At 52.6% G+C, this 21,623-nt stretch carries 17 protein-coding genes and 1 pseudogene; 7 read left to right on the forward strand and 11 right to left on the reverse strand.

Going from position 1 to position 21,623, the window contains the following annotated elements; genetic code table 11:
* A partial coding sequence (locus NZ653_06710; GenBank protein MCS7286805.1) for a CHAT domain-containing protein occupies window positions 1–2,248 on the reverse strand: 2,248 nt, incomplete at its 3' end.
* Window positions 2,249–2,443: 195 nt separating this feature from the next.
* Here NZ653_06710 and ade point away from each other — a divergent pair.
* Window positions 2,444–4,147, forward strand: coding sequence for an adenine deaminase (gene ade / locus NZ653_06715; protein MCS7286806.1), 1,704 nt, complete (start codon window positions 2,444–2,446; stop codon window positions 4,145–4,147).
* 8 nt (window positions 4,148–4,155) lie between these two features.
* On the forward strand, window positions 4,156–4,809 hold the full coding sequence (locus NZ653_06720) for a Maf family protein (protein ID MCS7286807.1): 654 nt from the start codon (window positions 4,156–4,158) through the stop codon (window positions 4,807–4,809).
* Here NZ653_06720 and NZ653_06725 read toward each other — a convergent pair.
* Window positions 4,769–5,887, reverse strand: a complete 1,119-nt coding sequence (locus tag NZ653_06725; protein MCS7286808.1) for a glycosyltransferase family 4 protein — start codon at window positions 5,885–5,887, stop codon at window positions 4,769–4,771. The two genes, NZ653_06720 and NZ653_06725, sit on opposite strands and share 41 nt — an antisense overlap.
* A gap of 78 nt (window positions 5,888–5,965) precedes the next feature.
* Here NZ653_06725 and larE point away from each other — a divergent pair, with 78 nt between their 5' ends.
* Genes larE through fdhD form a run of 4 tightly spaced genes read left to right on the forward strand, consistent with a single transcriptional unit; the run spans window position 5,966 to window position 9,448 of the window.
* Window positions 5,966–6,757: an ATP-dependent sacrificial sulfur transferase LarE gene (larE, locus tag NZ653_06730; protein ID MCS7286809.1), complete on the forward strand. Its 792-nt coding sequence runs from the start codon at window positions 5,966–5,968 to the stop codon at window positions 6,755–6,757.
* Window positions 6,757–7,500 (forward strand): nickel pincer cofactor biosynthesis protein LarB, encoded by a 744-nt coding sequence (gene larB / locus NZ653_06735; GenBank protein MCS7286810.1) that lies wholly within the window; start codon window positions 6,757–6,759, stop codon window positions 7,498–7,500. Before larE ends, larB begins: the two co-directional genes overlap by 1 nt.
* Window positions 7,501–7,509: 9 nt before the next feature.
* Window positions 7,510–8,739, forward strand: coding sequence for a nickel pincer cofactor biosynthesis protein LarC (larC, locus tag NZ653_06740; protein MCS7286811.1), 1,230 nt, complete (start codon window positions 7,510–7,512; stop codon window positions 8,737–8,739).
* Window positions 8,696–9,448, forward strand: a complete 753-nt coding sequence (gene fdhD / locus NZ653_06745) for a formate dehydrogenase accessory sulfurtransferase FdhD (protein ID MCS7286812.1) — start codon at window positions 8,696–8,698, stop codon at window positions 9,446–9,448. Before larC ends, fdhD begins: the two co-directional genes overlap by 44 nt.
* 705 nt (window positions 9,449–10,153) lie before the next feature.
* On the opposite strand, the pseudogene NZ653_06750 reads toward fdhD, so the two are convergent.
* Window positions 10,154–11,050, reverse strand: a pseudogene (locus tag NZ653_06750) (alkaline phosphatase family protein).
* A 262-nt stretch (window positions 11,051–11,312) separates the two neighbouring features.
* On the opposite strand from NZ653_06750, the gene NZ653_06755 reads away from it, so the two are divergent.
* On the forward strand, window positions 11,313–12,806 hold the full coding sequence (locus NZ653_06755; protein MCS7286813.1) for a glycosyltransferase family 2 protein: 1,494 nt from the start codon (window positions 11,313–11,315) through the stop codon (window positions 12,804–12,806).
* Here NZ653_06755 and NZ653_06760 read toward each other — a convergent pair.
* The 8 genes from NZ653_06760 to NZ653_06795 form a co-directional block, all read right to left on the reverse strand.
* A complete protein-coding gene (locus NZ653_06760; GenBank protein MCS7286814.1) occupies window positions 12,803–13,156 on the reverse strand; it encodes a hypothetical protein in 354 nt (117 codons plus the stop codon). The two genes, NZ653_06755 and NZ653_06760, sit on opposite strands and share 4 nt — an antisense overlap.
* A 77-nt stretch (window positions 13,157–13,233) precedes the next feature.
* Entirely contained in the window at window positions 13,234–14,982 is a 1,749-nt protein-coding gene (locus NZ653_06765) for a carbon starvation protein A (GenBank protein MCS7286815.1), read from the reverse strand.
* Between the two features lie 215 nt (window positions 14,983–15,197).
* The gene (locus NZ653_06770) at window positions 15,198–15,986 is read right to left on the reverse strand and encodes a hypothetical protein (protein MCS7286816.1); all 789 of its coding nucleotides are present in this window, start codon (window positions 15,984–15,986) and stop codon (window positions 15,198–15,200) included.
* Window positions 15,983–16,960, reverse strand: coding sequence for a hypothetical protein (locus NZ653_06775; protein MCS7286817.1), 978 nt, complete (start codon window positions 16,958–16,960; stop codon window positions 15,983–15,985). Before NZ653_06775 ends, NZ653_06770 begins: the two co-directional genes overlap by 4 nt.
* An 11-nt stretch (window positions 16,961–16,971) precedes the next feature.
* Complete coding sequence (locus tag NZ653_06780) at window positions 16,972–17,739, reverse strand: alpha/beta hydrolase (protein ID MCS7286818.1); 768 nt, start codon at window positions 17,737–17,739, stop codon at window positions 16,972–16,974.
* A complete protein-coding gene (locus NZ653_06785; GenBank protein MCS7286819.1) occupies window positions 17,736–18,110 on the reverse strand; it encodes a response regulator in 375 nt (124 codons plus the stop codon). The genes NZ653_06780 and NZ653_06785 overlap by 4 nt, the downstream gene beginning before the upstream one ends.
* 13 nt (window positions 18,111–18,123) lie before the next feature.
* The gene (locus tag NZ653_06790) at window positions 18,124–20,682 is read right to left on the reverse strand and encodes a GAF domain-containing protein (protein MCS7286820.1); all 2,559 of its coding nucleotides are present in this window, start codon (window positions 20,680–20,682) and stop codon (window positions 18,124–18,126) included.
* Window positions 20,682–21,599 (reverse strand): hypothetical protein, encoded by a 918-nt coding sequence (locus tag NZ653_06795; protein MCS7286821.1) that lies wholly within the window; start codon window positions 21,597–21,599, stop codon window positions 20,682–20,684. Before NZ653_06795 ends, NZ653_06790 begins: the two co-directional genes overlap by 1 nt.
* Window positions 21,600–21,623 lie beyond the last annotated feature (24 nt).

A 21,623-nucleotide genomic window follows, 5' to 3' on the forward strand; every position in this document is an offset into this window, starting at 1 on the left:
CCGCAAGCCCACGGTAAATCCCCAAAGCTTCCTCCGTAGCCTTCAACGCCTCCTCCAAACGACCAAGACCGGAAAGCACTTTGCCCAGATTGTTGAGACTTCCGGCCAGGTATGGCAGAAAAGCCTGGGGATTGACTTCCGCAAGCCCACGGTAAATCCCCAAAGCTTCCTCCGTAGCTTTCAGCGCCTCCTCCAAACGACCAAGGGAGGAAAGAGCCAGGCCCAGCATACCAAGCGCTGTTGCGCGTTCGGCATCTTCCGCCGCCAGCTCCACCCATGTCCGATATACCCGTTCCTCAAAAGCTCGCAGGGCCAGGGTTCTATCAGGAGGAGGCAAAACTTTGTCCAGCGACCGCAGCAAGCCCCGAAGCAGCTCCCTGGGTAGACGCGCAGCCTCGCCCAGGACTGCTTCCAGGTTGACCTGCTGGACCTCCAGACGGCGGGCTGTCTCCGGAGTGTTGGGTTGAAGATTCTCAACCCACTTCGTCCACTCCGGCAAAAGCGAAGTCAGATGTGCAAAGCGTTTGTCGTCGGTCAGAGGCCAGTGGAGGCGAGCATACTCCGCCACGGTGGCGTGCCAGCGCCAGGATTGGAACACAGGATCAAAGTCGGCCAGAGCGGCTTCCAGCAGGGCAGATATAGCCTCTTCTCCGGCCGCCGCCCGGAGAAGGCTCTCCGGGGCTACACCACCAGGAAAAAGGAGCAACGTCTGCCAGGCTTTCAACTGCCCCCTCTCTTCCAGAAGGCTGGCACTCCATTCATACACCTTTTCCAGCTGTTTCTGGAAATCGCCCCTGCGCTCCCTTATTTCCTGCAGGAATGCCTCCAGGTCTCGCCGCCGGGCCTGGGCCACAAGAAGGTTCACCAGATGGGGATGGCCGTCGGTAGCCAGGGCAATTTCTTTAGCCTGCTCCTCCCCGATAGGGACTTTTCGCTCCCATGCCAGCCGCAGGGCATAAAAGGCCGCCGCCTCAATGCCGATGCCTTCGTGGATGGATATGGGCCAGGCGCAGGGAAGTTCTTCCAGAGACCGCTGTGGTGATCGGGCCATGACGAGCGCCGCACTTCTTCCACCCAAGCGCTCCAGAAACTGCCGCAAGCGTTTCAGTTCCTGCGGAGGAAGGGTATCCACATTGTCCAGAATCAGGAGGGTGGGCTGCCGGTCGGTGTAAAGGGTCAAAGCCTCGGTAACCCTGCCTGGCTCCGGGCGCAGACCAAGGGCCTCAGCCAGGCTGTAGAAGAAGTCATCGGCGGTATTTGGCCAGGTATTTTCCGGATAGGAGCCTTTGGCGAAGGCGACGCCACCGGAAAAGCGCCAGGCATTGCGGTGGGCCGCCTCCAGCGCCAGAGATGTCTTGCCTATGGTCGCTGGACCCGAGATGACCACCACCCGGGGTGGGTGGGCCAGCGCGGCGGCAATCCCCACCAGCTGAGAACCCCGGCCGAAGAAAAGTCCCGGACGGGGAGGAAGATTTCCGGGCGGACGGCCATCGTCTATACAGGGCTCGCCCCCGGTGAAACACTCAAAGCGGAGGTCTGCGTCGCCCAGCAGCACCACCTCGTGGGTGGTGATGGCGCGCTGAGCACGAGCAACGGCTTCTTTAAGCGGGAACCCGTCGGTGAGCTCGGCGTAAAGATAAGCAGCGAAGTGGACTGCCTCAAAGTCATAGACACGCCGGGTGTGGCCCACCACAGCGCGGGCTTTACCACTATTCACCAGCGCCTGAGCTACAGAGCGAACGTCGGCCGCCGATTCGCAGCCGTTGAGGACGACCAGATTCAATGGGCCGGGTAGGTCCTTCAGGGCTTCCAGGATTTTGTCGGTAGTGGCGTAGTCTATCTGTCCCAGTTCGTCCTCCAGCAAAAGGCCTTCGGACCAGGCATGGCCGCTGAAGTGGAGGATATCGGGGAAAAGGCCCTGGGCTCTGGCACGGGGAGATAGGGCGCGGCGCAGGGAATCCAGCGTGGGTGGGACAAGGCGGGTGAGAAAGATGGGAGCACGGCTTTCCTCAACCTTCTGGCTCAGTTTTTGCCATTCCCACTGCAGGTCCATAGGCGGTGGGAAGCAATACGGCCGGCGGGGGTCGTAAACCGGCGCGGCCAAGAGGGCCAGGATGCGAAGCATGCGGGCAGGGTCGCAACCCCCCTGCCGGTTGTTGGCCTGGAACATCGCCTGCCCGGGCTGGACTATCCCCTGGGAGCCATCGGTGTGGCCACCCATCATGTTGGCAGAAAAGCGGACGCTCATTTAAAGTCCCCTCAGAGCGAATCCTGCTTAAATTATACCATCTGTATTGGTGAAACAGCAATTTTCCTGGGCCATATCTAAAAGTTCCCCCAAAAACTTTGGGGAGCTTTCTCGCGAATTCGGGCGGGAGGTGCGGAGGATTGCCTTAAATTGGTGGTTAAGGTATAATTTCCAAAAGCCGCGAGGGGAGGGTTTATGGAACTGAGCAGAATCATCAAATACGCGCGAGGCGAAGAGGAAGTTGACCTGCTTTTGAAAAACGTTCGCCTCGTCAATGTCCTCTCAGGAGAAATTTATCTCACTAATGTAGCGGTAGCTCGGACCAAAATCGTGGGCTTTGGGGAATACAGAGCGAAGGAAGTCCTGGACCTGGATGGCTACTATCTCTGCCCTGGCTTTATTGACGGCCACGTCCACATTGAAAGCTCCATGCTTACTATACCCGAATTCGCAAAGGTCGTGGTCCCCCACGGAACAACAACAGTGATTATAGACCCCCATGAGATCGCCAATGTCCTGGGCCTTGATGGGATAAGATATATGCTGGAATCCAGCAAATATAACCCTCTGAGCGTGTATGTAATGCTTCCATCCTGTGTGCCGGCTACGGATATGGAAACTTCGGGCTCCCAGCTGGCCTCATACGATATAGCCCCTCTCTTCAGCAACCCATGGGTCCTGGGATTAGCCGAAATGATGAACTATCCAGGCGTTATCTTCGGCGATGGGGAGGTCCTGGCTAAAATTGCCTCAGCCCGAGGCCACCCCATTGATGGTCATGCCCCCGGTCTAACGGGAAAGGATCTGGCAGCCTACATAGCCGCCGGGATAGGCTCAGATCACGAGTGCACTACCCTTGAAGAGGCCAGGGAAAAGCTCCGCCTCGGAATGTATGTGATGATCAGGGAAGGGTCCACGGCTAAAAACTTAAGGGACCTTCTGCCCCTGGTCACTCCGACCAACGCCCGCCGGATGATGTTCGTGACCGATGACCGGCATCCTGGGGACCTCATAAGGGAAGGGCACATTGACCACATAATAAGATTGGCCATAGACCAGGGCGTTGACCCCATTCTGGCTATCCAGATGGCAACATTGAACCCTGCGGAGTACTTCGGGCTTAAAGATCTTGGGGTTATTGCCGTGGGCCGCCAGGCCGATATGGTTCTTTTTGATAACTTCAAGGAATTCCGTATCCTCAAAGTTTGGCGGGCTGGAACTCTGGTGGCCGAGGATGGCAAAATAATCCCGTGGGAAAGGCCCCAGCGCTCAATCCCCCTTCGGAGCTCCATGAACATAAAGTGGGAAGGAGTTGATTTCAAAATCCCGGCCCAGTCTTCCAGGGTCAAAGTGATTGAGATAATCCCGGGCCAAATTGTAACCCGCAAGCTCATCACCGAAGCCAAAGTCGTAGATGGCTACGTGGTTTCGGACGTAGAAAGGGACATCCTAAAAATAGCGGTGATTGAGCGCCATACCGCTTCAGGAAACATGGGCAAAGGATTGGTTAAAGGGTTCGGCCTCAAGAAAGGAGCAATAGCTTCCTCCGTAGCCCATGACTCCCACAATATCGTGGTGGTAGGGGTAAGCGATGAAGAAATGATGAGAGCTGTGAGGGAAATTGAAGCCATGAAAGGAGGGCTCGTAGCGGTGGCTGATGAGCAGGTTCTGGCGCGGCTTCCTCTACCAATAGCCGGCCTTATGAGCGAAAAATCGGCTTATGAAGTAGAAGCTGAACTGGAAGAGCTAACGGAAGCCACCAAAGCCCTCGGTTGCATCCTGGAAGAACCTTTCATGGCGCTCAGTTTCCTCGCGCTCCCGGTGATCCCCGAACTCAAGCTTACCGACAAAGGGCTGGTGGATGTAACCGAATTCCGATTCGTAAGCCTTTTTGAGTGAAAGGTAAAATGCGCAAAATCCTCCTGGCCTCCTCTTCTCCACGCCGGCGCGAGCTTGTGGCAAAGCTCGCCCTTCCTTACGAGGTTGTCTCAAAACCAGTGGAAGAAAGCTCGCTGGAAGGCGAAAGTCCCCAGGAGATGGTTAAACGGTTAGCCCTGGCCAAAGCGAGGGCTGTTTGCGACTTTAACTCCAGCCATGTAATCCTGGCAGCCGACACCATTGTATTTCTTGAAGGGAATATCCTGGGCAAGCCCCAGGATGAAAAGCACGCCCGAGAGATGCTTCTGGCCCTTAAGGGACGCAGCCACCTGGTCTTCACCGGGGTGGCTGTGCTTGTCCCCCCATCCCTGGAATTAGTTGGGGTAGAGTGCACCCTTGTCCTCATGAGGGATTATTCCCTTGAAGAAATTGAAGCTTACGTCGGTTCGGGCAGGGCTCTGGATAAAGCCGGCGCTTACGGAGTGCAGGAAGAAGATTTCCGACCGGTAGCTGAAGTCCGGGGCTGTTACACCAATGTGATGGGTTTACCCCTCTGCCTTACAGCGGAACTTCTGGGGAAAGCAGGCTTTAGATTCAAAGAGTCTCCCCTTCAAATTTGTGAGAGCGCAACCCCCGAAGAATTCAGGGGTTCCCACGCCCTGCGGCTTTCTCCAGGATGCTGAGAGCACTGAGAGCGGTAGTTTCCCAGGAAAATTCCCTGGCCCTCCTCAGCCCCTTCTCTCTCAGAGCCTGAGAAAGCTCGGGTTCTCTGAGAATTCTCTCCATGCTCGCAGCCCACTCTTCAGGATCGCGAGGGTCAAGAAGCAAAGCCCCGCCATCCAGAACCTCCGGAAGCGACGAGGAAGAAGAGGCCAGGACCGGACACCCACAGGCCATCGCCTCAAGGGGAGGAAAGCCGAAGCCTTCGTACAGGGATGGAAAGACGAAAGCTTCGGCCAGGGAATAAAGGGCAGGTTTGTGCTCCTCGGCTATCCAGCCAGTAAAGAGGACACTGCCCTTAAGTCCCTTTTCCAGAACCATCTTCAAAGGATTAATGAGAACCGGGCTTTCCCGAGAGGGGACTTTTCCTGCTATTACCAGAGCTGGCACTTCGCCTGGGCATCTTTCCCTGAACAGGCAATAAGCTTCCAAGAGGAGGCCCAGGTTCTTGCGGCGGTCAAAACCCCCAAGATAAAGGAAAAAGGGGCCCCTTATCCCATACCCTCTCACGACCTCTTCTGCTCCGGCTCTGTCCTCCACCGGCCTGAACTCTTCCCCTATTCCAGGATAAACTACTTCCACCTTTTCCGGGCTTATCTTAAAGCATCTTAGGACATCGCCCCTGGTGGAAGCTGAGTCAGCCAGGATAAAGCGAGCTTTCGGGACGGCCTTTTTCACAAGGGCATTGTAGAGCTTCACCGCTGGGGAATAAGAGTACTCGGGGAAAAGAAAAGGGATGAGGTCGTGAACGGTGACAACCAGGGGCCGGGGGGAAAAGAGCGGAGGGCCCATGTATGGCACAAAAGCCACGTCAACCTGCTCCTTGAGGCAGTAGCGGGGAAAGAGCACGCTTTCAAACCAAACCTTATAAAGGTTGAGCAGGCCTTTGCTCTCCGGTAAATGCCGGGCCTCAGGAATTAAAACCCTGACCTCGGCTCTGGAGGCCAGAACTTCCAGGAGTTTCCTGGAATACTGCCCGGATCCTGTCTCCAGCCTTTTCAGGAACCAGCCGTTAAATCCTATTTTTACCATCATCACCATTTTAGCCCTCAAAATTGCTTTTGGCAAAAAGGACCTATTAGCTTATAATTTTGGCAACGATACCGGAAGGAGAAGGCGATGGAAGAAGAGTTTGTCAAAGAGCAGAAGCTTTTGGACTATCTTTCTGGGCTTGGAAGCGTTGTGGTGGCTCTCTCCGGAGGAGTGGATAGCTCCTTTCTCCTGTGGGCTGCTCTGAAAGCTCTGGGGCCGGAAAAAGTTCTGGCAGTTACGCTCATCTCGCCAGTGGTCCCCGCTCGGGAGCGCCGGGCAGTTGCCCAGTTGGCAGAAGAACTGGGAGCACGCCATCTTTTCCTCCCCACAGACCAGATAAATGACCCTCAATTCTTAGCCAATCCTCCAGAACGCTGTTACTTCTGCAAGAAGGAGAATTTCTCCAGGCTTATAGACCTGGCCCGAGAGGAAGGTTTCCAGTGCGTAGTGGAAGGCTCCAATACCGATGATGATCGCGATTTTCGGCCGGGCGCTAAAGCCGTAAAGGAGCTTGGAGTCCTCAGCCCCTTGAAAGAGGTAGGCCTCTCCAAAGAAGAGATACGCCGCCTCTCCCGCCTGGCAGGGCTCCCCACATGGGACAAGCCCCCTGAGAGCTGCCTGGCAACCCGCTTTCCCAGAGGGACGCCCATAACCCTAAGAGAGCTTGCCATGGTGGAAAAAGCGGAAGATTTCCTGATTTCCTTGGGGCTTAAGATGGTCAGAGTTCGCCACCATTACCCGATCGCCCGCATAGAGGTGGGGAAGGAGGAGATGGGTAAAGTGGTGGAAAGGGCAGAGGAGATCGCTTCAGCTCTGAAGGCTATCGGATATACCTATGTGGTCCTGGACCTGGAAGGTTACAGACCCGGAGGAGCTTGATGGACAGGGAAAAACTTCGCCGGTTGCTGGAAGAGGTCAGGGAAGGCCAGAAGAGTGTGGAGGAAGCTCTTGAGGCCCTGCGAGGTTTCCCTTTTGAGGATCTGGAATTTGCCCGCCTGGATACCCATCGGGCGCTGAGGAAAGGGTTCCCCGAAGTTATCTTTTGCCCGGGCAAGACCCCCGCACAGGTGGTGGAACTTATGAGGCGCCTTTACGAAAAAAGCGGGCGAGTTATGGCCACGAGGGCTTTCCCGGAAGTGGTGGAAGCAGTTACCAGCGCTTTCCCCGAAGCCAGATACTTCCCGGAGGCCAGGATAGTATTCCTCGGGCAACCGGCCCCCAAAACGGGCCGGGGAACGGTGCTGGTCATAACAGCAGGCACGGCCGATATCCCGGTAGCCGAAGAAGCAGCGGTAACAGCAGAACTTTTGGGCAGCTCCGTTGAACGCCTCTACGACGTGGGGGTAGCCGGTTTGCACCGGTTGATAGCTTACCAGGACAAGCTCTTTTCGGCCAATGTTATTGTGGTGGTGGCGGGGATGGAGGGAGCACTCCCCAGCGTAGTGGGAGGACTGGTAGCTCGCCCCGTTGTGGCAGTTCCCACCAGTGTGGGATACGGAGCCCACTGGGGCGGGCTTGCTTCGCTTCTAACCATGCTCAACACCTGCGCTCCGGGCGTGGTGGTGGTCAACATAGATAACGGCTTCGGGGCTGGATACGTTGCCCACCTTATAAACCAGTGAGGACTGAGCATGAGAATAGCCTACTTTGAAGCCTTCGCCGGAGCCAGCGGGAACATGATCTTGGGAGCCCTCATAGATGCAGGTCTGGAGCTGGAAAGCCTCATAGAGGGCTTGAAAACCCTGCCGATCGGCGGTTATTCTATTACCGCTTCCCGGGTTAAAAAGCGAGGGATTGCCGGGACATTCGTAGAAGTGAAGGTAACAGAACCTCAGGAGGAAAGGGGCCTGCCAGAGATTGAAGAAATAATCATGAGAAGCTCGCTCCCGGAAAAGGTCAAAGCCTTGAGCCTGAGGGTTTTCCGCCGCCTGGCCGAAGCCGAAGCCAGAGTTCACGACATCCCGGTGGAGAAAGTTCACTTCCACGAAGTAGGAGCAGTAGATGCCATCGTGGACGTAGTGGGCAGCATCCTCGGGCTTGAACTCCTCGGGGTAGAAGAAGTTTATGTCTCGCCTCTCCACCTTGGCTACGGGATGGTGAAAGGCGCCCATGGCCCCTTGCCAGTCCCCGCCCCGGCCACCATGGAACTCGTAAGAGGTGTCCCTGTATACGGCTGGGATGTGGAAGCCGAACTTCTCACCCCTACCGGGGCAGCCATATTGACAACCCTGGCCCGTTCTTTCGGCAGCCCCCCTCCATTTAAAGTGGAAAAGGTAGGGTATGGAGCAGGGCTGTGGGACCTGCCCTTTCCTAACCTCCTGCGCCTCTGCATCGGGGTCAGAGAAGAAGAAATAGCCGGCTACGAAGAAGATTACGTGACAGTCCTTGAAGCCAACATTGACGATATGAACCCTCAGTGGTTTGAAAACCTCCTGGAAAAACTTATGGAAGCGGGTGCCCTTGATGTCTATCTAACCCCACTCCAGATGAAGAAAGGAAGGCCAGGGGTAAAGCTCGGGGTGTTGCTTAAGGATGAAAAGCTCGCACCAGTATTGGACACAATTTTTGCTGAAAGCACCACCATAGGGGTAAGAGCTTACAGGGCAAAGCGGTGGAAACTTGAGAGAGAAGAAGTGCCAGTTCTCACCCCCTTTGGGGAAATCAGGGTGAAAGTCGCCAGAAAAGGAGGGCAAATCCTTAATCTGGCCCCCGAATACGAGGATTGTCGGAAAGTGGCAAAGGAAATGGGCCTGCCGGTCAAAGAAATCTACCAGATCGCTCTGGAAGAGGCTCGCAGGAAACTAAAGGGAGAGTTGAGTGCGGGAATTCAGAGTGCTCCAGTACCATCACGGAGGGTTTGAGAGGGTCCCGAAGCCTCTGCCCGAAGAATCCCTCTTGGTCTTGAGGGTCAATGGTCAGGATTGGGTCAGCCTCTACTGCACTCCCCAGCACCTTAGAGAGCTGGCTTTAGGTTTTCTGTACCTGGAAGGGGTTATAAAAGGGCTGGAAGATGTGGTCGTGGTTCGGGTCTGTGAGAATTCCGGGGTTGTGGAAGTAGTCCTTTACCACGATATAACCCTGCCCTCCCGAAAGGTTATAACCTCTGGGTGCGGGCAAGGGGTTACTCACCTGACGGGGGAAACGGACCTTCACCTTGAAGGAGGCCCTTGTCTTGCTCCGGAAAAGATTTTCTCCCTCTTGAATGAGCTATATCGCTCTTCCGTTTCCTACCGCGAAGCCGGAGGGATTCACTCCTCGGCCATAAGCGATGGGGAAAGAATCCTCTGGGTAGCGGAAGATATCGGGCGGCACAATACGCTGGATAAAATCAAAGGGCATTGCCTCCTTGAGGGGATTGAGACAGAAGGCAAGGTAATTTTAACCACCGGGCGAATTTCCGCCGAAATGCTGCTGAAAGCCGCCAAGATGGGGGTCACCTTCCTCGTTTCCCGCACTTCCCCTACAGCTCGGGCTGTGGAGCTGGCGGAGAAATGGGGCATCACTCTGGTTGGGTACGCCAGAGGGGACAGCTTCAGAGTTTACTCTCACCCCGAGCGTCTTGAGGTTTAAATCCTTTCTGTAAAAATTCAGAAAGAAGTAGTAGAGATCGCGGGCCCTGGTCCGGGGGCTGACTTTGAGGGGAATGTGGTCAGGATAAATGATGAAGGCCCTGGTCTGAGCCCCACCTGGCCCCCCATGGGTGGCTATCTGATCCTCAAAAGTTACTATGACGCTTTTTTTCTTCATAGCTCCCACCACCACCAAATCCCCAGCGTGCGGGAAGGACACCAGACGGGCCATCTCCATGGCTACTTCCTCAGGTTTTCCATAAGAGGCCAGGAAGGAAAGCTCACCGTAAACTTTGCCTTCTCTCCACACAATTGATCCCCTTGGAGAGAGAAAGTGAATTTCCTCCCCTTCCCTCAGGGCAATAAAGCCCACCCCTGGATGCCCCAGCAATTTTTCCAGTAGCCCCGGATACAAGGTGGTGAGCTGGCTGAGGGAAAGGGGCCTTCGGTGTGAGGTAAAGTAAATGTGCGCCAGGGGACCTGAACAGGATACCACCACCGTGCCTTCGGGAAGCTTCTCCTCTTCCTCCCAAAAAGGCCATGGTCTCACAGACCGCAGTATGCTCAGAAACTTGCGCCATGGGCCTCTGTATTCCACCCTTTCCGGACCGTAAAATTCCTTAAGGGCTGCCTCCTTCACCAGTTCTCTGACAAAATCCCCGAAGCTCTGCCCGAAAGCTTCCCGGAAAGGTATAGATGGAGTCAGGCCGTGGTCGGATAATATAAAAATATCGTATCGGTTAAAGGGCTCCCGGGAACACATCTTGAAGATTTGCCTTATCTGAGAATCAATCCCCTTAAGCACCCGTAATGCCTCCTCGGAAGCAGGCCCTGTCTGGTGAGCCACTTCATCGTAACCGTAGTAATTGGTATAAATGGCAGGCAGATTGCGGTAAATATCCATCAAACAGGCGTAGGTTTGCATTTCCCGAAAAAGCACGTTCACCACTATGTTAAAGAAAGGCTTCTTGGTCCAGGGCAAGGGGGAGGGAAAAAAAGTGCGGAAGGTCTTTTTGACCCACCACCGGGCATATTCCCACACAGATAGGGCAAAGATCCGCAGGAACCTGATGGGGTTGAGGAGGAACAATAAAGCCCAGGCAGCGCCTCTCAAACTCTGCAGGAAATGGGAAGAGTTCATGGCTCCGAGGGTGAACATGGCAGTGGTAGCTCCTCCATCCAGCATTGAAAAGTAAGCGGCTCCTCCCTTGAGGAGGGCAATCCTGCCTCTGGCGATTCGCTCCTGAACGATGTGCATTGATTGAGGATTTTTGCCTTCTATTGTGATTTCCTTGTCCTTTTCATACCAGCGAAACCCGCAAATATCAAAGTTTTCCCCGTAAAAAAGGCCGGCCTGGAAAGAAGGGGTAGCACTGGGAAGACCGCAATCCCAAAGAGCGAGCCTGTAATTTCCGCTTTCCAGAAGTTTGCGCACAAAAGGCATATACCCGCGCTGAAGGGCCTTGAGCAGGTAATCGTAAGCCAGGGCATCAATGTGGATTATGATAAAATTGCGCTCCGTCTCTTTCCAGGCCCTCTTCAGGCCTGCTCTCTTGAGTATGGGACGATATTTTACTTCCGCAAGAGCTTTATGCACTTTCATTTCTGTTTACCTCTACCGGGATTGCGCCTCAGAGGGTATTTTATTGGGATAGCTTTAACAGGTCAACCCCCCACGAGGTTATTCAGGACTTATCAGGCGAACCCTCAGAAAACGACAGAAGCCCACTCCCTCCTCCGGTGCTTCCCCTCTAAGGGCACCTGATGACGAACTCCTCGCACAGAAATCGGTTGTTTTTGCACTTCCTCTGGGGAAGTGCTATCATTTTCTTTGTTTCAATTTTCTTCTAAGGAGGTAGGAAAAGTTGCTAACGTGGCTTTACATCCTTGTAGCATTGGCTCTGGCCCTCTTCGGATTCAATCAGCTGGTTATTCTGGCCCTTTACTTCCGACACTTCAGACGTAAGCTGGCCCCACCTCCACCCTTAAAAGGAGAATGGCCTTCAGTAACCGTCCAGCTGCCGATATACAACGAAGCCAGCGTGGTGGATAGAGCCATAGAAGCCCTGGCTCGCCTGGATTATCCCCGGGAAAAATTAGAAATCCAGGTCCTGGACGATTCCGATGACGAGACCACAAAGATTGCTCTGAAAAAGGTGAGGGAATGGAAATCCCGAGGCCTCAACATAGCCCTGATCCACAGAGATGGGAGGAATGGATTCAAAGCAGGGGCTCTGGCCGAAGGGCTGGAAAGGGCCGCTGGAGAATTCATCGCCATATTTGACGCCGACTTTGTCCCTCCACCGGATTTCCTCCGCCGAACAATACCCTATTTCCTCCAGAACCCCCGCCTGGGAATGCTCCAAACCCGATGGGGACATCTCAACCGGGAATATTCGCCTCTCACCAGGGCACAGGCCCTGGCCTTGGATGGTCACTTTCTGGTGGAACAGGTTGCTCGCCAGAGGGCGGGCCTTTTCATGGGATTCAATGGTTCAGCCGGGGTATGGCGCAAAAGTTGCATAGAAGACGCCGGAGGATGGCAAAGCGATACCTTAACCGAAGACCTGGACTTGAGCTACAGGGCTCAGCTCAAAGGGTGGGAATGTCTTTTCCTACCAGAGGTTGTAGTCCCCGCTGAAATCCCACCTCAGTTGAATGCCTTTAAAGCTCAACAGAGAAGGTGGGCAAAGGGGTCAATTCAGTGCCTTTTGAAGCTTTCCCCCGCTGTGCTCAACTCCTCGCGACCCGCTTTCCACAAGTTTGAAGCCTTACTGCACCTCGGAAGCTACCTGGTTCACCCCCTCATGCTTCTCTCTCTTATCCTTATCCTGCCCCTTATCCTTCAGGATATAAAAGTCCATTTTCCCCTGACCTACGTGATGATCGCGAGTTTTGGACCGCCCCTGGTCTACTTCGTAGCTGCGCTCAGAAACCCGGAAAAGGGACCAAAAGAGATGATCTTTTTCCCCTTATTAGCCCTTGTGGGGATAGGAATTGCCCTCAACAACACCATTGCCATAGTTGAAGCATTGCTTAGGAGGAAAGGGAGGTTTGAGAGAACCCCCAAATTCCGCCTCTACCGCAGAGAAGGGGAATGGGAAAGCAGCCCATATGCCATAAAAACAGAAAAAGTGGCCTTCGGAGAAATCCTTCTGGCCCTTTACGCCCTATTAACCTTAGCAGTAGCCTGGATCAAAGGATTCTACTGGGCCGCTCCCTTTTTCCTTCTCTATGCCGGCGGATTCGGCTACGTGGGGATAGGAAGCCTCTGGCATTCTTTACGCCCGGCTTTCCACCAACGGAACAGAGGAAAAATCTGGAAAGTTCGCCTCAGAAATGGCCGTGGACTGGCTTAAGAAGCCAGAAAAGAATCAATGACCCTGCGCAGCGCTTCTTTATCCCAGCCCACATAATACCTTTTGCCCTGGATTATAAAGCTCGGGTAACGGCTAACCCGATGACGGAGACATCTCCACAGGCCCTGAAGGGACCTGGGATCTATGAGGATTATGTAAACTTTATCCCCATAAGACCTGGAAAGTTCCAGGACCCAATCCACTAACCGCCGGAAATCCTCTTTCCATTCGGGTGGATAGTCTGAACTTTCGGTTTTAAGCCCTGCTTCCTGCATAAGGACCTGGCAAGAGACACAGAGTCCGTAACTTTCCAGTATAGGCGCTATAACCTCTATCCTCAACGGTTCCATAGGCTTCCCTCTTTAGAAAAGGTGCCGGGCACCCTAGAAGAGCACCCGGCACCACGGACCGCAGGCCTTAACGGTTTTTATTCGGAAGCCTTGACGACTTCTGGCTTAACCCTCCTTACAGCCTGCAGGGCCTCCCAGCCCAGGTAGAGACCAGCTACTGCCAAGATTACAGCGCAGACTCCTATGGTTATCTGGGCTACCTGAGCATCCCAGGTCTTAGCAGCAGGCAGCATTATGCCAAAAGCCCTGTAGGCTGAGTAGATGAGGGACGCGACGGTAGTTACATACATGAATACGAAAGGCCAGAAAGTCCACTGGTAATTCTTGCCCTTGAGCCTGAGCCACATGGTGACGAGGAGGAGAGCCAGGGCGGCCATAAGCTGGTTAGCTCCTCCAAATATACCCCAGATCTGGATGAAGGGAGCAAACCAGATGAAGAAGATTGTGAAGAGCAAAGCGATAATGGTGCCTACGTGCGCGTTCTTCAGGATCGGGAAGCGGTCGCCGAGCAGCTCAGCGCTGGCCACCCTCATGAAACGGACTACCAGGTGCATAATGGTGAGAGCCATAACGCAGAGGAAGACCGAAGCGTAAGCTACACCGAAGCCTTTACCCAGAAGAGCATCAATGCCCCAGTAGTTCATGAAGTTGGAAAGACCCGTGGCAAATACCCTAGCAGGAGCGCCCCATCCGCCTGCATCCTGATAGCCCTTGAAGGTGCCAAAGCCCGCTGTGCCGACGAGGAAGGCCAGAACGGCGAAGGACATCTCCAGGAACATGGCCCCACCACCTACCGGGAGGGCATCCACCTCCTTCTCAAGCTGGCGGGCGGTGCCGGAGGAACCCACAAGGGAGTGCCAGCCCGAGATAGCGCCGCATGCTATAGTCACGAAGAGCATGGGCCAGAGCGGGAGTTTAGCGAGGCTTATAAAGCCGGTAAAGGCCGGGAAGTCTCCGAAACCAGGGCGCCCTATCAGCAAGCCGATGACTCCACCAACAAGGGCGAGTAATACCACCCAGAAGGAGACGTAGTTAATAGGCTGAGCCCAACGCCAGATGGGAAGCACGGAACCAAGATAGCAGAAGACAAGAACCATGAGGCTCCCAATAAATCCTGCCTGAGTCACCTGGAGGAAGAGGGTGGGAGAAACCGTCTTACCCTCCACAACCCTGTATCCGTAAATGAAGCTGAAGAAGTTCTTAACAGCGGGAAGGGTGCCAAGCCAGATGCCCACAAAAGCAATTATCACTGTTATTACTGTGGTCAGGATGATATCCTGCTTCCAGCGGTAAAGCATCTGGCCCATAAGCAAGCCAGCCAGAGATATGATTATCACGCCCATGGGGACAACAGGATTGGTTAGGAGGGTAAAACCTACCACGATTCCGAAGGCCCCCATGATCATCAGCAGGTAGAAGTAGATGTAAATCAAGAGGAGAACTCTGGCGGCAGGGGAAATAAGCCTGTAGCTCAGGGCTCCAAAGGTCTGCCCCTCTTCCCTAACCCCCACGATTATGCTGCTGTAGTCCTGGACCCAACCGATGAATGTAGTTCCAAGCAAAATCCACAGAATAGCAGGAAGCCATCCCCACTGGAGAGCGATAATGGGGCCAAGGATAGGGCCAAGGGCTGCTACGGATTTAAATTGATACCCGAAAAGCACATTACGGCTGGTAGGAATAAAGTCCACCCCATCCATATACATCTTAGCTGGAGTGGCTTTCTTCGGGTCAGGCTGAATAATCTTTCGGTCAATGGTGCGGGCATACCAGCCGTAACCAAGAAGGATAACCACAATGGCTATAAGGATTACTACAAGACTCATATTTACCCCCTCCTTCGGGAGCTATGTTTTCCTGACCCGCGGTCCTTCTATAAAATTAAACACTGCGACAACGCAGTTGTTACCATGATTGATTATATCCAAAAAGACCCAAAAGTCAAATTCAATGCACTTTACTTCCAGAACCACCTGTGGCCATACCTGCCAGGGATAGTGAACCCAACGGCACACCTTCGCCACATCGCGCTTAAATTTATTCACCTGAGGGCCCAAGCTACAAGGAAAAGAACCAGAAGCACGAAGGAGTAACGGCTTTTGCCCTTCTCCCCTAAAAGCCCCAGCCCCAGACACGCTAATCCTCCAGCTATAAGGAAATGCCCTTTAAACCAGAGCGCCAGGAAGAGGAATCCGAGGGGCCCAAAAACCAGCCACTCCCCCCACGAGGCCTTCTTGCTCTCCAACCCCCACGCCATAATCCCAAAGCTAACAGCACACAGAAAAGGCAGAAACCCTACAGGGTGGTCCGCTATAAATCCTGCAAGCCAGGGGATAGTTATATCATAGAAAGCCTTCCACGGGGCTGGATCCCTATCACGCCTAATAGATAAAACTCCAGCCACCCCTAAAACACTCGCTATGGAGAGTACGGGCCACAGTTTGGGATTCTGAAAAAAGGCCAGAGAAAGACCGAGCAAGGTAAACAGAAGAAAAGAGCCTGCAATTTTTCCCCGTTCGGGCCAGAAAAACTCCTCCCACCAGGCTATAATACGCCCCAATCCTTTCATAGCCTTCCAGGCAAGGGAACCAGGGACTGCATAGGGTATGGACAAAGGCCTTTCCCCCGCCGCAGAAAGTGAGGGGAAATTTCCCCGGAAAAGAGCTTCAAGAGAACGCCACCACCCAGGCATTACTCCCTCTACCAGAAAGGCCAGAAGGAGAAGCCGGGATAGAGAAAAAGGGCTACCCGAAGCCAGAAACCCAGCCACGAAAGCCCAAAGTGGCCTGACCCTGAAAAGAGGCCCTTCAAAGCTTATTGTGAGGTTCATCTTTTTTTCTGGAATATTTCAAAAGTTGTTGAAAGTTGGGTGAAAAAGGTTCCCCCGTTCCCCAGCGCCAGGTCATTAATAGTAACCCGAACTTCCAGGTTGTCCGTAACCAGGCTAATAATTCCGCCCTTCTCAGCCTGAAGCACTTCGCCGGAAATGGAAAAAGATTTCAAGCTGGCCCGCATCGCTTCATCAGCCCCGGGGATCGTTATGATTTTGGAAATAGTTCGGTTAAGGTTTTTGTCAAAGAGCCACACCTCAAAGGCTCCAATCCTGGGAGGATCACCCGAACCTACAAGCTCAGAACTCTCAATACCGCATTCCCCCAGGTAATCCCCCTGCGGGCTTTCAATGGGGAAAGATTCGGCGAAGCGTACATCACCATACGTATACTTGGATGAATAACGGGCTAAGAGGGGAAATTCCCTGTACTCACCTTCAACCACTTTTGGCTCCGGCGCAGATTTAGTCGAACGTCTGGAAGATTGTCTTGCCCATTGAGTTAACTTATCCTTATAGGCTCTGTAGATAACACCCAACGCTATGAGGAAAATTAATAGTGCCAGCGAACCCCAGAAGATTAAAGAGACCTTTAAGCCCCTCTTAGGAGGTTCAGGAACAGCTGGCGTTATCCCGGGCTCCGGGAGGTTTAAAGCGGATCTAATGGTTTCAAGGCGCGAGGCCAGAAGCTCGTTTCCGGGATTCTCTCGCTTAACCTCATCTATAAAAGCCGCCAGATCTTCGGGAGGCCATCCCCTGAAACGCTCCCTCAACAATTCAGGATTGGAAGAAAGGGCGTAAGAATCAGCCGCCATTAGAATGTATTGCTTCTTAAATTCTGGCCTGAGGTCCCAGGGGTCGGTATTAATCCATTGAACAGGCCACAGCCACCACCCTATTACCAGCCAGCCCAGAAGAAAACCCGCCAAAAAAGCCAGAGCAAATCCGAGGTGAGTTCTGGAAATTTTAGGCATTTTTACCTCCATTAACCCATCTTCCTTCGCCACTCATGCTTTATTTCCAGCTTTTCTAAATCAACCCCAAGAGCTAGAAATTCCTTGAGAAGGCGGTTAAACTTGGAGGATTCCTCCAACATTGGGAAATGCCGGGCCCCAGGTATGCCGAGAAAACGCAGTGGAGCTTTAAAATCTTTGAAAGCCCCGAAATTCTCTGGGTTAATAATCCCATCCTTATCGCCGTAAATGACTAAGGTTGGAACCCTGAGGTTGAGCAGCTCCAGGCGTAAATCCAGCTCCCTCACGGACCACGCACTTTTTTCTATAGCCTTTGGAGATGCCTTTTGCACTTCCATCTGGAGCTCGGGATACTCCTGAGGGATAAGCCTGATGAAGCGGTTCCCCTGGAAAAGGGCTGGGTTCAGGGAATTTCCGGTTACAGGCAGGCTCACAGCCACAAGTTTTTCCACCTTCTCTGGATGAATGGCTGCAAATCGCACAGCCACCACAGCCCCTAAAGAGTGTCCCACCAGGTGAAATCTAATGATACCCATGTTTTCCACAAAAGCTTCCAGAAGCCTCACATAGTCCAGAAGGGAGAAGCGTTCATAAGTTTTGTCGGAATCACCGAAACCCCAGAGATCCAATGCGTAGGTTTTGAAATAAGGAGATAATTCCTCCATGCTCCCAAGCCAGTAGCGCCAGGAACCAAGCCAGCCATGGAGGAAAATCAGAGGCTTGCCGCGCCCCATCGTTTCATAGTGGACAAGACTTCCGTCAATAATGATAGCGCTCATCTTTTGAACCTGCTCAATATCTCCCGAACCCTCCGCGGTAACTCATCGGGAGCGAAGGGTTTGACTATATAATCATCTCCCCCTGACTCAAAGCCGGCCTTAATTTCATGGTCCTGGCCTCTGGCGGTGAGGAAAACAACGGGAATGTCTTTTGTAATGGGAATTTCTTTGAGCTTTTTGCATACATCGTAGCCCGAAAGCTTTGGAAGTTTTATATCAAGAAGGATCAAGTCTGGCTTTTCGCTGATAGCTTTCTCCAGGCCCTCAAGGCCATCAATAGCTTTTGCCACCTCAAAACCACCTAATTGAAGGGAAATTTCCACTAATTCCAGTATATCTTTTTCGTCCTCAATCACAAGTATTTTCGCCATCTTCGCCTCCGTTTTACTCCCAGACGGGCAAAGTGAAGATAAAAGTGGAGCCTTTGCCAGGGAAGCTCTTGAACCAGATCGTTCCTCCCTGCATTTCCACAAGCTTTTTGGCTATATGAAGCCCAAGGCCTGTCCCCTGGCGCTCACGAACCATAGGGTGAGAGCCCCGGAAAAAGCGCCCGAATATTTTGGGCTGCTCCTCAGGCGGAATACCTATGCCTGTATCTTCTACCTCTACCCTGACAAATTTGTCCTCCCTGAAAGCTCTTACAGTTATTTTGCCCCCTTGCGGAGTATAAGCACAGGCATTATCCATAAGGTTGGAAAGGATTTCCGTGACTCTCAAACGATCAGCTTTTACAGGTGGGAGGTCATCATCCACTTCCATATGGACGGTTAAGCCCTTATCCGCTGCTTTCTCCCAGCACGAATCCACCAACTCCGCGATTAACTCCTTGAGATTAACGGAGGTGATATCCATAGGAATTTTCCCAGCCTCTATTTTGGAAAGCTCACTTAAATCCCTCAGAAGTTTCTCCATCCTTTCGGCGTTAGAACGAACTTTCCGGAGAAGTTCTTCCTGCCGCTCGCTCAGGGGGCCGGATTTGCCTGCAAGGATTAGATCAGTGTAACCCTTGATAGAAGTCAGAGGATTCCTGAGCTCATGGGATATATCGCCTATGAAGGCACTTTTGGCTTCTGAGGCCCGGCGGACTTCTTCAAAGAGCCTGGCCTGGTTAATGGCAATGGCTGCTCTATCCGCCAGGCTGCTGATAAAATTCAAGTCCTCTCGCGTAAAGGCATTGAGATGGGAACTTTCAAGGGTGATTGCCCCTAAAATTTTTCCCTCCAGGAATATGGGAACCGTAAGTTGCGAAAGGGTTGACTCCCTTACAGGGTCATAATCAGGATCTTCCCGCACATCAGGGCAGAGAACAGCCTGACCGGTTCTCACCACCCTTCCCGTTATGCCTCTTTCAAGAGGATAAGGGTTATTTATGTATTGTTCGATTATCGGGGGATAACCCACCGAACTTTTGAGGTAGAGACCCCTTCCCCCGTTCTTCTCTTCAACTAAGGCCAGAAGACCTGCATCAGCACCAGTGTATGCCACAGCCTTTTCCACTACAAGCTTCAGGAGGCGGTCCAAATCTGAAGAGGCCAAAGCCATTTCCCGGTCCAATTCCGAGAGAATGGTCAACTCCTTAACTTTTTGGGCAAGCGCTTTATCCGTTCGCTCCAGGAGACGAGCGTTCTCAATGGCAATGGCTGTCTGATAAGCTATGTTCTGGAGGACTTCCAGATCGTCCTGAGAGTAAAGGTTTTCCCCCTCATAACTATGGACGACCATTGCTCCTGTGACCCTATCGCCTGCTATAAGAGGGACACCGAGCCAACTCCTGGCAAAGGGACCCTCTCCCTCTGGCTCAACCCCAAGGCCTTTAAGCTTTTCCTCTGCATCTGCAGAAAGGAGCAAAGGCTTACCTGAAAAGATAATATATTCAGTTAGACCTCTGCCAGGGATTACTTTTCGTTTAGCCCCCTCTTTGATTTGGCCTTCTTCCACTACAAAGGCAAACTCAACAGTTTCGGTTTCAGGGTCATACAAAGCGATGTAGAAGTTTTCGGCCTTCATCAAGCGTGAAATTTCATTGTGCACCAGGGTGAAAAGAAGTCTAAGGTTCATAACCGAGCTTACAACACGAGCGATTTCATTTAAGGCAGCAAGCTTTGCGGCGCGCCTTTTTTCTCTTTCCAGAAGTTTAAGGTTTTCTAAAGCTATCTCTCCCTTTGACACCACGGCTTTTATCATCCGGATTTCCTGAGAAGTGTAAAGGCCTTCGGGTTTGTTCGCTAAAGCCACAAGGCCTACAGGTTCGCCTTGTAACCTGAGAGGAATAGCTATGAATGAGCTGAACGTCACGGGGGTATCAACCCAGCGAAAGAAACGGGGGTCAAGTTCCAGGTTGGCTGATACCACACTTTTACCTTCCTGTATAACTAAATCTGCCAGAGTTTTGTGAACCCCTTGAGGTAGGGGCCTGTGAAGTTTGCGAGAAGTAGGCTCACCCCAGAAGGCTTTCCGGATTAAGGAACCGTTCTCTTTCATGACGATTTCGCCCCATGTGGAACCAGTAAGCTGAACCAAGCTTTCCAGCAAGGTTTTCAACAGGGCATCGGATTCCTTTTGGGAAGCCAGAAGCTCCCCAAGGTCACTCAGAGCCTTGTAGAAATCCCTCTGCCTTCTCTGGCTCCCAAGCCACTGATCTACCGCCACAGGGCTTAAAACCAGGAGCAATATTTCTGCTAAGAGGGAGAGAAGATGCTCAGAAAAAAACCCTTCCGTTGCTGCTTTCAGGACGTTAGGTAGCATAAAGGAAGCCACTAGGAAAGCTCCAAAGAGCCCCGGGGCGAGACCGTATAGGATTGAAACTAAAATTATGGGGATGAAATAAAGGTAGCGAAAGGCGTTAAGTGGGCTTCCGGGCGGAGCCTTATAGATAACCCACGTTATAATTAACACAAAAATCCACGAAGCAACGGCTGGCCAGAGATTTTGCTTCCTCATCATCAGCCTACCACCAAAGAAGCTAAAAGGCTGAAAAGAGCATTGCTCGCCCAGCAGCTCAAAATACTCCCTCTCCACCGGAAGAGGGCTGCATTGGTAACAGCCATGGTCATGATATAAAATTGGGCTCCCAGGGTCAAAGGAGCGTAACTTATCCAGAGAGCTTTAACCATGTAAACAGCCACATTAAGGAATCCGCTTAAGAAAGCAGAGGACCAGAAACCCATACCCCGGTAGTTGTGCCAGTAATTGAACAGGAAACCCCGGAAGAAAAGCTCTTCCCCTAAAGATTGGATCCCAAGCTCGTACCCCAAAAGCCAAACGGTGTAAGGCCAGGGATTGAAGACCAACTTCCTCCCTATGGCTGTCACTACCAGTAACATATGGGCTCCCAGGAAAGCTCCTGCTAACAGGCCGATGAATATATTTTCCTTCCATCCAATACCGCTAAGGCCTATCCTCTGAGCACTTAAGGGGTAGCGTTTAGCCAGAAAAGCAAGGGGAAGCCATGGGAGGAGCATGAGAAGACCCCACAGCAGTCCAACACTGCTGACACGCTGAGATAGGTGCAGTTCCTGCCTGAGTCCACTTTTCGTTAAGTAATCCACCGCAGCCATTACAATGAGACTGAAAAGGTAGAAGAAGAAAGCGATTTTCAGGGCTTTCTCCTCTTTTTGACGCCAAAGCATGAACCAAATTGGGGCCAGGAAATAAAGGCAGACGGAACCCGCCTCGCTTATGAAAGCCGAAAGAGCGATGTTTCCTGTGGGTTTTTTAATGGCCCACTCAGAGATAGCCACTACAAATACAGCGGAAATTATCGTAATCCCAGTGAAAATTCTGGCCAGCTTGTTTTCTTGAAACAAAGTTCTTTCAATTTCGGGCGCTTCTTCTTTTACGAGGAAAGCGAGAGATGACATCCCAGGCCCCCTTTTAAGGTCACG

It is taken from the genome of Anaerolineae bacterium, assembly GCA_025062375.1.
GTDB lineage: Bacteria > Chloroflexota > Anaerolineae > SpSt-600 > SpSt-600 > SpSt-600.